Source organism: Flagellimonas flava (assembly GCF_050617915.1).
Lineage (GTDB): Bacteria > Bacteroidota > Bacteroidia > Flavobacteriales > Flavobacteriaceae > Flagellimonas > Flagellimonas flava_A.
On record NZ_JBODQE010000003.1, the window covers coordinates 423,377 to 435,110 of the forward strand.

The following is an 11,734-nucleotide window of genomic DNA, read 5'->3' on the forward strand; positions in this document are numbered from 1 at the left end:
TTATTTTAAACTGTATTTAAAAATCCAACCTAAGATTTTTATGCCCGCAAATATAGTACCTTTTACTGTACCGGACACCTTAGATACCCCAATTCTTCTCTTATAACGCACTGGTACTTCGGTATATGACATTTTTTTTCGTAAAACCTTCAGCTGCATTTCCACTGTCCAACCGTAGGTTTTGTCCTGCATTTCCAGTTCTTTGAGCTTTTCGTATTTAATGGCCCTAAAAGGCCCCAAATCCGTAAATTTTGCCCTAAAAAACAGCCGCATTAAAAACGTGGCCAATTGGTTGCCAAAAACCTGCTGCGGGGTCATAGATCCCGGTTCCCTAAGTGCTTTTTTTCGAGCTCCTACCACAAAATCCACATCATCCTGCAAGATAGGTGCCACCACTTTATCCAATTCTTCTGGATAATCGGAATAATCTCCGTCAATAAATACGATAAGGTCGGGTTGTTTGGATTGTTTTGCAACATAATCCAAACCTTTTAGACAGGCATAACCGTATCCTCGTTGGTTTTCTGTGAGAACTGTGGCTCCTGCTTTTTTGGCATTTTCCACCGTATTATCCTCAGAACCGTTATTGACTACAATGATTTCGGAAACGGACTTTGGCAATTCCCCGACCACTTTTCCGATGGAATCTCCTTCGTTGACTGCGGGAATGATGACTTTGATTTCTGCCATTATTTTAAATCGGAAAGCTTGTTTTCTTTTCTAAAACTGCCAAAGCTAAACCATTCCTTGATCTTTTTCCCGTTTTTGTATTTTTCTGCCGATTTAAGCTCCTCGTCAGTGTACTTAAGGCAGTACCCATTTTTGATCCCGTTCTTGAGCTGGCATTTGTGGTTTATTTTTCCGTTTTCATCATAAAAAAGCCACCAGTTTACCTTTTCCCCTTTTTTGAAATGACCTTCCATCTCCAGCTTACCTAGTTGGTCGTGAAAATACCAGTATCCTTCCCGTTCATTGTTTTTATAATGACCTTGCGCCATAAGGTTGCCGTTGGAATGGTAGTGTTTCCAGAAATTTTCCTTGGAATTGTCCAGAACCCACCCCTCGGCCTTTAGCTTACCATTCTGGTGATAATCCCGATGGTACATTTTTCCCGTTCCGAACAGGAAAAGAAAGGAAAGTAAAAAAGTAAACCGAAGCATCTTATTTCTTGTTCACCAAGGTCATAAGGTCCACATCGTTGCCCAACAACACCTGATTGCTGTCAATACGACCTTCCAATGGACCATTCTCCAATTTCAATACACCTCTTGGGCAAACTGCGGAACAGATTCCGCAACCTACGCAGCTAGATCGGACGATGTTTTCCCCTTTTTGGGCGTACGCACGTACATCGATTCCCATTTCGCAGTAGGTGGAACAATTCCCGCAGGAGATACATTGTCCCCCGTTGGTAGTGATTCTGAACCTGGAGAACAAGCGTTGTTGAAAGCCCATCATGGCAGCCATAGGACAACCGAAACGGCACCATACCCTGTTCCCAAAAATGGGATAAAACCCAGTTCCAATGACTCCCGAGAAAATACTTCCGATGAGGAAACTATAGGACTTACGTAGGGTTTCAGATTTAAACAAGAATACATTGCCATCGCCACTAAAGAAGTGAAATCCAATAAGGGCCATAATGATTACAAAGTATCCAATGGCGCCATAAATTGCATCTTTTTTGAACTCGTCACGTTTAAATAGCATCACCCAAGCAAAAACAAGCGTCAGTAGGGACGCCACACCGATCAAGAAAGTGCTTTTGGTCAGCCAATATTTATTGGTATCATGTCCGAGGTAGGAATAGATAACCGCCGTAGTCATAAGCGTAACAAAAACCACCACGCTGTGCACTACCCAACGCTCCACTTTCCAGGCACTTACGCTTTTATCGCTTAATTGCCTAAAGGCATCGCCAGCTGTTTCGGCCAAGCCCCCACACCCGCATACCCAAGAGCAGTACCATCTTTTTCCATATTTATAGGTTAAGATCGGGGTGATCACAAATACGGATAGGATTCCGAAAATCAATAAGGCGAAACCGATATCCCCAGAGCTTAAAAAACCTTTGATACGATATCCCTCAAAATTGTAATAGTTCAAAGGCCATACATTTTTGAGGTCGTAATAGGGCAGGCTTCCACCATTTAATATTTTATCACCATTTAATCGCGCCATCAATTCTGGAATGATAAAGGCAAAGGCGGTTTGAAAGAACATAACGCTCATAGTTCGGATACGCTCGTATCTATTATGACGGTACTTCCACATAAATTTGATGCCAAAAGCCAAAATAGCCACCGTGTACAGCGTACCATAAACGAACCACTGGCTTGCGGGGTTACCACTGAGCATTCTGCTCAACGGATCAAAAAGTCCAATAACACCTTTGTTGTTCCCATCTTTTACCAATCCCAAATATTCTGGATAGAAATACAGCACAATGTAGAATCCAGTTAGGGCAATTCCGGCCATCCATCCCCATAAACCTTTACTGGAAATGGATTTGAACCAGACCCCATCATTCTTGATCCCAGGTAGCTTATGGGTATAGGCATCCCACGAAAACCAGATGGTTCCTGCAGAAATGGCCATTAAAGAGAGGGTGAGCCATAATCCTTTATTAGGGAAACTCACGTTGAATGCGGCCAAAAGTAGAATACCAAGACCTCCCATTCCTATAAGGGTGGCCATCTTTTGGTTTCTGCTCAAAATTTTGGGAGGCTGCCCGGTAAGGGCCATGCTTCTATCGTATGTGCTCATATCTTTCAGTTGAAGGTGAAAAGTTGAAAGTTGAAAGTGGTGGCGCCAAATGGTCTACCAACAGCAATCAGTTGTCAACTATTAACCCATTGCAAAAATTCTTTTTAAACTTTTCTTTTTTAGTGTGATGGACTTCCCAAAGTCCGAATTGAACTTGGAAACGATATCCGTTTCATAATGTTTGTAAAACTCTGGATCAAAATTGGCATCGGCCAAGTGCTCTATGACATGATCCACACTTTTTTCCTGGGTCAACCATTTATCAAAAACTTGGTGTCGCATGCGAATACCGAAGGTGTTGATACCCAAAAACTGACCTGATTCTTTATTGAAAGCTACGGTGATGCATATTTTCTCTTGCGGATGTCTCCAATGAAAATGGGCTTCATTTTCCTTCATTCCCCTTTCTGAAAACACCCAACCGTAGGTTTGGTATTCGATGTCCAAAAATTTAGCGGAATTGAACCAGTGTCCCGGTTTGTATTCCAACTTGTTCCCGCAGATGGTCTGTGCCACAGTTTCACCCATCATTCGGCCGGTATACCAAACCGCCTCTATAGGTCGTCGATTGCCAATGGCTTCATGCTGTTCTGCACAATCCCCAATAGCATACACATCTGGTACATTGGTTTCCAGAAAACGGTTGACTTTGACTCCACGTCCCAGTTCTATTCCTGAATCTTCTAGGAAATCGACATTTGGGGATACGCCAGCCGTTAGACCCACCATATCGCAAGGGATTTCTTCCCCAGTTTCAGCAACAATAACGGATTTGACCTTACCATTGCCATCACTGACAATTTCCTTGAGATTGGTACCCAGTCGTAAATCAATGTGGTGTTCCAAAATATGCTCGTTGATTATTTGGGATTCGCCCTTGGGCAGCACCCCGTTCCAAAAGCTGTCTTCCCTGACCAAAAATGTCACTGGGATATCCCGGCTTCGAAGCATCTCGGCCAATTCAATTCCAATTAAACCACCTCCAACGATTACGGCCCTTTTGCAGACTTCTTTGTTGGGTGCGTTTACCTCGAGCAAATCAAGGTCTTGTTTGGAATAGAGTCCTTGTACGCCGTGAAGATCTTGTCCCGGCCATCCAAATTTGTTGGATTTGGATCCTGTGGCAATAATAAGCTTGTCGTAATGCAGGGCTCTAGACCCATCAATAATAAGTTGTTTTGTATCTGGATTTACTTTTGTGACATAACCTCTGACCAGCTCAATGCGGTTCTTTTCCCAAAACCAATCCTCATAGGGCTGGATATGCTCAAATTTCATATGCCCCATGTACACGTACATGAGCGCAGTTCTGGAAAAGAAATAATCTGTTTCCCCAGAAATTATGATGATCCTTTTATCTGAAAGTTTTCGAATGTGCCTTGCTGCCGAAATACCAGCAATTCCGTTTCCAATAATGACGATATTCTCCATGAAATTGTGTTGGTGTTGCTATTGTGTCGTCCTTAAATATAGGAACTTAATGCCCTATGTTAATTTAGAAAGAATTTAAATTTTAACATAAAAGGTAAGGTTTGACCCTAAAATTCGAACGGCTAAGTGTTTGATTACTAAAATCTTAAATAATCCTTAAATTCAACATGAGCTTGTATGGCATCCAAATTGCATACGACAGAAGGCAAAGTTTGAATCAATTAAAACTTAAAATGGAATCTAGAAAAACACTGACCGCCACCGTACTATTTCTTGTTGTACAATTAGGCTTTTCACAGGATATTTCAACTTTTTTTACCAAAGCGGACGCTTTCTTTAATTCTTATGTGAGCGATGGCAGGGTGAATTACAAGGAAATTAAGTCGAATCCAGCAGGATTAAATGAATTGATGGATATGGCTCAAAACATTAATGTTTCTACTTCTGATGCCAATACCTATCAAGCGTTCTGGATCAACACCTATAACCTTTCAGTTATCCAAGGAATTGTAAACAATTACCCCATTAAATCCCCATTGGACAAAGGCGGTTTTTTTGACAAGATAACCTATAATGTAGGAGGCAAAAACATTACCCTAAATGACATTGAGAACAAGTTGCTTCGTGGAAATTTTCCGAAGGAGGCTCGCTTTCATTTTGTACTTGTATGCGCAGGACTGGGATGCCCTCCCATTATCCCTAATGCGTATTTACCGGGCACCTTGGATACACAATTGCAGAAGCAAACTGAAATTGCTTTGAACAATCCAAACTTTGTAAGGATAAAAGGGAAGAAGGTACTACTGTCCCAAATTTTTGAATGGTACACTGGGGACTTCACCCAAGGGGGAAAATCCTTGATAGATTTTGTAAACCTACATCGAAAAGAAAAATTTGACCCAAAATCCAAGGTAGGATACTACCCATACGACTGGAATTTAAACGAGACCAATTAATCCATTATAACAACAACTAAGCATGAAAAAGAAGAGAATTTACCTCCTTTTTGGAGGAATGATCATGAGCGTATTTTTAGGGTTTTCCCAAAACGATCCCGACGCTCAAGCCCAAAGTAACATTCAACAGTACACCCCTTCCAAGCTCATTGGAAAAGGACAATGGGACCTCAAGTGGTTTAACAACTTGTACACCCAGACCGAGAGTACATTTTCCGATGGAACGGAGCCCCGACAAACATTTTTTACTTCCACTTTGGAAGCCTATACGGGAGTTGGAAACAACAAACGATGGAATATTGGGGCCATTTTGGAGTTCCGTTCCAATGTGGTTGCGGACCGCGGGGCATTACAAGTCTTTCAATTTGATGGGGAAACAGGAACAGCACGTTCAGGATTCACCTCTATTGCTCCTTCTGTAAAGTTTGTTCCCATTGCATCGGTAAGCAATTTTTCCATCCAAAGTTCATTTTTTATTCCTTTGGTTGACAATGAAACGGAAGATTTTCTACCAGTAAATGGAAACAACGGTGTTTTCTTGGACCAAAATGGCTACATCTGGCAAAACCGATTTTTCTATGATCATACTTTTCCGGGCGGTAAATGGCAACTTTTTACCGAATTGAATTCGGAGTTGAGTTTTGGGGACAAGGACAAGAGCTTTGCCAACAATAGTCTTAATTTAACCCCTGGCGTATTTCTAAGTTATTTTCCAAGTTCCAAGTTTACCGTGTTGGCTTTGGCACAGCATTCACAACGTCTGGATTTAGGGAACGACTTTACCCAAAACTTCACCGCATTGGGTGGCGGATTAAAATACCAATTGACCAATGCTTTGAATGTTGAGGCATTGTACACCAACTTTGTTAGGGGAGAAAATACAGGTTTGGGCGAAACTTTTAACATTGGTTTGCGCGCAATTTTTTAAACCTATGACCTAAAAGGTTATTTTAGGAGTCTTAACTTTTGGCTATGAAAAGATTAGGACTCCTTTTTCTTTGTTTGATCCAATTGTCCTGTGCTGGACAAAAGAAGGAAAAAATCAACGGGGTGAGTTTTGTGGGATCTCGTGAAAAGGTCGCCCAAACCCATGTTGAGCCGGTAGTCAAGGTCAATGCCAATTATGCTGCTGTAATGCCCTTTGGGTTTGCCCGCAGCCTAGATTCCCCCCAAATAATTTTTGACACGGAACGGCAGTGGTACGGCGAGACCAGACGAGGAGCCAAACAATACATAGACCTGTTGAGGAAGAACGGCATCAAGATTATGTTGAAGCCCCAAATTTGGATTTGGCGGGGAGAGTTTACTGGAGATTTGGCCATGCAGTCCGAAGAGGATTGGCAAATTCTTGAGGAGACCTATTCGGATTTTGCCCTTACTTATGCCCAACTGGCGGAAGAAACCAAAGCCGAGGTATACTGTATTGGAACGGAACTGGAGGAGTTTGTAAAACAGCGGCCGCTTTTCTGGACGGATTTGATAGCAAAAATTAAAAAAATCTACAGCGGAAAACTAACCTATGCTGCCAATTGGGACGAATATCCCAGGGTTCCTTTTTGGAATCAAATGGATTTTATTGGGGTGGATGCCTATTTTCCACTTTCGGAAGATCAAAAACCCAGTTTGGAGGGGTTAAAGGCTGGATGGCAACCCTGGAAGACCAAATTGGCCGATTTGGCTGAAGCCATGGACAGACCTATCCTCTTTACCGAATTTGGTTATAGAAGTATGGATTATGCTGCCAAGAAACCTTGGTTGGTGGATCGAAACCAAATGAATGTCAATTTACAAGCCCAGGCCGATGCCACTCAAGCCGTTTTTCAGGAATTTTGGGAGGAAGACTGGTTCGCTGGCGGATTTGTATGGAAATGGTTTATTCACCATAACGATTCTGGAGGAAGCGAGGATAATCGGTTTACTCCCCAAAACAAACCTGCGGAAAATGTAATCCGTAGTTTTTATGGCGACTATTAGGTAAAGAATACCCCAATAGATGATCAAAAGAAGTCTTGTTTCCAGTCTTTTAGCAGTTTTCTTGCTTTTGGTTTCCTGTAGTTCTGACAATGAAGAACTACCGGCAGATGGTAACTTGGCCAGTGATTTAAGAGACCAAGAAATGGTTTTGGGAAATGTAATCGCTTGCGCAGCGAGCAATGAGGATCCCTCCGTGGTGAGCATCTTTTTATACCCAAGAGAGGGTGCCTCCAACATCAATTTTTATGAAACGGAGCATCTGGAGGTGGATGAAAATAATTTTTCACACTACACCAAAGGCACTGCAGAACTGATCGATGTTTTCAACGGTTATTTGTTGAAGTATGAAATCGTGCCAGATCAGGAAAAGTGGGTGATCGTCACTTTTGAAGAAGGTGGAAAGGTCCACCTTTCAAATCCAATCCGATTAAAACAGCTTGCCAAACCCACGGAATATTTACCTCAAAATGTAACTGTTGATAACAGCGGGGTAATGCCCATTTTTTCATGGGAGGATGGCGCATTTGACGATACTATAATTTACTTCCAAGTAGTTTCCGATGAGAACAATATGTTGTTATCGGGAACCTATACAATGGATCAAATGTTCCAATATTATGAATTGGACAATGTGGTGCTAAATATTACGGTGACAGAGCCGCCTTCCCTTGTGTTGGGAAACAATTACAACTTCTCTTTGTTGGCGGTTAGTGAAGATAATTGGGTAAACCTCTTTGCTGAGGTAAATTTTACGCTGGAATAAGATGCTAATTCCCAATACTTTTGATTCTGTGATACTCTTTAGGACGTATTGGCCTATATTTAAGTTCAAAATTTGAAAGCCGCTGTGAGAAAACTTCTGTCCATACTGCTTTTGTTGATAGCGGTATCTGGATATGCTCAAAACAAAGTCGCGGATGTAAAGATTCAAGGCAATGAGCGGACCAAAACCAATTTCATAAAGAAAATTGTACGGCTAAAACCTGGAATGGAATTGGATTCCACCCTCCTGGAAGAGGATGTTTATCGACTAAAGCGACTCCCTTCGGTATCCCATGCCTATTTTCAAGTTTTTCCCGCCTTGGAAGAAGGGACATACAATGTGTTTTACGGCATTGAGGAGAACTTTACCTTGATTCCGTTTGCGAATGTGTATACCTCCAACAATGATGAATTTGCCTTTCGCTTGGGCTTGCAGGAATTTAATCTGCTGGGGAACAATATCACTTTAGGGGGATTTTATCAACGTGATATCTTTAATTCCTATGGCGCCCACCTACGGGCCCCGTATCTCTTTTCCAGTAAAATAGGATTGGCCATTAGCTATCAAGATTTACGGACACAGGAACCTGTGTTTTTGGATTCAGGTACGGCCGACTATAGATACAACAATAAATCTTTTGAGGTACTGGGCCTTTTTGAGGTTAATTTTAGGAATAGGTTTGAATTTGGAATCAACTTCTTTACCGAGAACTACGATTACCTTTTTGGGGAAACCGATCCCAATGTACCACAAGATCTGGAAGTTGATAAATACTTGTTGAAGTTGATCTACAATTATGATGGTATAGACTATTATTATCAATATTTATCTGGATTCAAAAGCTCCCTAAACCTGCAGTATGTGCATAGTACCAGCGGAATGCTTCCCGAATTTGTTATAGGATTCAATGATTTCACCTACTTTGTTCGGGTGGGCCAACGAGGGAATTGGGCCAACAGACTACGCTTGGGATTGTCCAGCAATATTGATACTCCATTTGCTCCTTTCGCGGTGGACAACAATCTGAACATTAGAGGAGTGGGCAATATCATTGATCGGGGTACCGGCGCAATTGTCCTCAATACGGAATACAGACATACCCTCATAGATAAGGATTGGTTTGTGCTGCAGAGCAACGTTTTTATTGACGGGGGAACATGGCGTAATCCTGGAGGCGATTTTAGCGACTTTAGTGATGATCAAAACATAAGGATTTACCCTGGATTAGGGGTGAGGTTTATCCATAAGCGTATTTTCAATGCCATTTTTAGGATAGATTATGGACATGGCATTACCAATATGGGAGCCAAGGGTATCGTTTTTGGTATTGGACAATATTTTTGATTTTTCACAAAGAATTTCCTACAATTTCTTTTCTGTCTCGAGCCTTTTTGCAATATTTGTGAGGCACCCCTGCAACATTTGAATTAATGAGATTACTACTTGCACTATTGTTGTGGGTGGGCATGAATTCCGCACTTCTTGCTCAAGACAACTTTTATACGGTCGTGGCTGAAAAAGGCGATGGCATATTCTCCATGCTTCGAAAGCAAGGTTTGGATCCGGTTAAGCACTACGAAACTTTTATTGACCTGAACAAGGACAACATTAAAGCTGGAAGCTTGTTACAGATAGGAAGGGAATATAGAATTCCAATAACTGACGATTCCTACAAAAGCAAAGGGGTAAGGGTTTTGGCCGCTAAGAAGGCAGAAGAACCAATTTTTGATAAGGAGTTGGGTAAGATGTCCCACCAAAATAAGACCCTAAAGGATGCGGTGTACTACGTGATTGCCGAGGACAGTAGCTCTGCCCAAAATCAATTTGTGCAAGATATTGCCAAAAACTTGGCGGCAGAACTTTTGGAGCAAGGCGCCACTGTGTTTGTCATGGGGAATAGAGATGAAAAGGAAACGACCACATCCGCTCAATTGACCAAAATGGATAGGTTGGGCAACTATGTTGAGGCAATCAACAAGCGATACTTGCAAAACCATGGAAAATATCAGAGATTATTGATCATACGGGCCAACGGTATTTTGCAGGCAGGGAATCTGGATGTTTCCGTCTTGCACCATGGCAACAGTGAACAAGGACAGCGTTTGGCGGAGAATCTTCAGCAAGTTTTTAAGGCAAATAGCACAGTTAAAAAGGCCAGCATTGATAGTAAGACATTTGATGATAAGAGCACGCTTTTTTTAGCTAGGAATACCTTGCCCGCCATTAGCTTGATTACGGTAAACAAGCGTTCCCAGGACATAACCAAGGATGCAATACCCGTGCGATCGGACAAAAGGAAATTTGCCAACTGGATTACGGATGGCATTTTAAAGGATTATGCGGATTTACAGATAGAGCAATAGCCCCTTTTTTCCTTTATTTAAGCAAGAATGTGCTTTTTGTAGTACTGATATAGCTCATCAGGATTGGCACCCAAATAATTTTTCAGGTGAATCATTCCAAAGTGAAACTGCACCTTTACCCACCCTTTTTCCCGGTACTTTCTGGCAGAGGTGATGACCGCGTCCGGTAAGATCTTGAACGTCGTTTTTTTGTACAGGCGGGTAATGAATTCCGTGTCTTCGTAAATGTAATAGGCCTCGTTGAACCCCTTGTTTTTTTGGAACAGTTCCTTTTTGACAAATAGGGATTGATCTCCGCCCCTACAAAGCCTATGGTTAATGCGGGACATGTAAGCAAAGAACCGAAGAAATGGATTTCTGGTATCAAATTTCATCCGAAAACAACCCGAGTCGTAGCCTTCAGCCACTGCATCCAAGATTTTTTGATCAAAATCTTTTGGGGTAAAGGTATCTGCATGCAAAAAATAGAGAATGTCGCCTTGGGCTTTTTGGGCTCCCAAATTCATTTGTCTGGCCCTTCCTCTTTCCGAGCGCACAACTTTTGCCCCGTGGGCTTCGGAAACCATTGTGGTTTTATCTTGACTTCCGCCATCTACGCAAATAACCTCCTGAATAAGCCCAGAGTTTCCGGTTTTGGCCAAATGATCTAAGATGTTTCCAATGAAACCTTCCTCATTTAGGACGGGAATGATGATACTTATGGTCTTATTTGGCTTCATTCAAACTCCAATCGTAGTCAAGAAATTCAATTTGGGCGTTTTTTGGAGCAGGGTTCTCCAGATACGTATTGATATACTCCAACAAACTTTTGTTTTCCGTAAAATCCCCTTTATACCACTTAAATATTTTTGAAAGCTGCGCCCGATTTCCCTCAAATCGATTTCTCTTGGTATCATTCACAAAATCTATCGCCGTTTTTGAAAGTAGACGTTCCATGCTTTGGGCCGTAAAGGGAACGTTGAGCAATTTTGGACAGGAATAAGAGGCACAGTTTATGGCGAAATGTATTCTGGGTTCCCCCATTTTTCGCAATACTTGGTGCTCAATATAGCTAAGGGATACTTCTTTTCCTTCCAGGGCAATCCATTTCTTTTTCCACCTACTTGGGATATCCCGAATACTCTTAACGGGATAATGATTCACAATCAATTTTACCGTAGCTGCATTGTACAAATTAATGTAAAATGCCAGTTTCTGATTTTTGGTCCATTCGGAATTGGGCGCATTTTGGGAGAGTTCCTTTAGGTACGCATCCAATTGAGATACCTCTTTTTGAAATCCAGAGTAGTTCACATTACCCAAATCATCCACATGTTTTTTCAGCAGCTTCCCCCAAGCCTCATGACTTGGGTAGTCTGAAAGACGTGCAGTATTTTTTGCCATTTGGGCCTCAGGATGGGAATTGGGGGCATACGTTTGTATTCCACCAAAAAACCACGCCAAAAGTAGAACCAATGGCCATTGAGGGCTTAAACCCATAA

12 protein-coding genes are annotated in these 11,734 nt (G+C 41.9%); 6 read left to right on the plus strand and 6 right to left on the minus strand.

Annotated elements, in window-relative coordinates; translation table 11 throughout:
* From ACRHOZ_RS10465 to ACRHOZ_RS10480, 4 genes are all read right to left on the minus strand, one after another.
* The gene (locus ACRHOZ_RS10465) at positions 1-690 is read right to left on the minus strand and encodes a glycosyltransferase family 2 protein (RefSeq protein WP_431125378.1); all 690 of its coding nucleotides are present in this window, start codon (positions 688-690) and stop codon (positions 1-3) included.
* Positions 690-1,160, minus strand: a complete 471-nt coding sequence (locus ACRHOZ_RS10470) for a toxin-antitoxin system YwqK family antitoxin (protein ID WP_431125380.1) — start codon at positions 1,158-1,160, stop codon at positions 690-692. The genes ACRHOZ_RS10465 and ACRHOZ_RS10470 overlap by 1 nt, the downstream gene beginning before the upstream one ends.
* Position 1,161: 1 nt before the next feature.
* Entirely contained in the window at positions 1,162-2,766 is a 1,605-nt protein-coding gene (locus ACRHOZ_RS10475; RefSeq protein WP_431125382.1) for a 4Fe-4S binding protein, read from the minus strand.
* A gap of 81 nt (positions 2,767-2,847) precedes the next feature.
* Positions 2,848-4,197: an NAD(P)/FAD-dependent oxidoreductase gene (locus ACRHOZ_RS10480; RefSeq protein ID WP_431125384.1), complete on the minus strand. Its 1,350-nt coding sequence runs from the start codon at positions 4,195-4,197 to the stop codon at positions 2,848-2,850.
* Positions 4,198-4,430: 233 nt separating this feature from the next.
* Between ACRHOZ_RS10480 and ACRHOZ_RS10485 the strand changes: the two genes are divergently transcribed.
* The 6 genes from ACRHOZ_RS10485 (at position 4,431) to ACRHOZ_RS10510 (ending at position 10,253) form a co-directional block, all read left to right on the plus strand.
* Entirely contained in the window at positions 4,431-5,153 is a 723-nt protein-coding gene (locus ACRHOZ_RS10485) for a DUF547 domain-containing protein (protein WP_431125386.1), read from the plus strand.
* Between the two features lie 22 nt (positions 5,154-5,175).
* Positions 5,176-6,081: a hypothetical protein gene (locus tag ACRHOZ_RS10490; RefSeq protein ID WP_431125388.1), complete on the plus strand. Its 906-nt coding sequence runs from the start codon at positions 5,176-5,178 to the stop codon at positions 6,079-6,081.
* A 44-nt stretch (positions 6,082-6,125) separates the two neighbouring features.
* Positions 6,126-7,127: a glycoside hydrolase family 113 gene (locus tag ACRHOZ_RS10495; RefSeq protein WP_431125390.1), complete on the plus strand. Its 1,002-nt coding sequence runs from the start codon at positions 6,126-6,128 to the stop codon at positions 7,125-7,127.
* A 19-nt stretch (positions 7,128-7,146) separates the two neighbouring features.
* Positions 7,147-7,890, plus strand: coding sequence for a hypothetical protein (locus ACRHOZ_RS10500; protein WP_431125392.1), 744 nt, complete (start codon positions 7,147-7,149; stop codon positions 7,888-7,890).
* 84 nt (positions 7,891-7,974) lie between these two features.
* A complete protein-coding gene (locus ACRHOZ_RS10505; RefSeq protein WP_431125394.1) occupies positions 7,975-9,234 on the plus strand; it encodes a POTRA domain-containing protein in 1,260 nt (419 codons plus the stop codon).
* Between the two features lie 86 nt (positions 9,235-9,320).
* Entirely contained in the window at positions 9,321-10,253 is a 933-nt protein-coding gene (locus tag ACRHOZ_RS10510) for a hypothetical protein (protein WP_431125396.1), read from the plus strand.
* A 17-nt stretch (positions 10,254-10,270) separates the two neighbouring features.
* Here the strand turns inward: ACRHOZ_RS10510 and ACRHOZ_RS10515 are convergent, their stop codons facing one another.
* The gene (locus ACRHOZ_RS10515) at positions 10,271-10,972 is read right to left on the minus strand and encodes a TIGR04283 family arsenosugar biosynthesis glycosyltransferase (protein ID WP_431125398.1); all 702 of its coding nucleotides are present in this window, start codon (positions 10,970-10,972) and stop codon (positions 10,271-10,273) included.
* Positions 10,959-11,732: a DUF547 domain-containing protein gene (locus ACRHOZ_RS10520; RefSeq protein ID WP_431125400.1), complete on the minus strand. Its 774-nt coding sequence runs from the start codon at positions 11,730-11,732 to the stop codon at positions 10,959-10,961. The genes ACRHOZ_RS10515 and ACRHOZ_RS10520 overlap by 14 nt, the downstream gene beginning before the upstream one ends.
* Between the last annotated feature and the right edge of the window lie 2 nt (positions 11,733-11,734).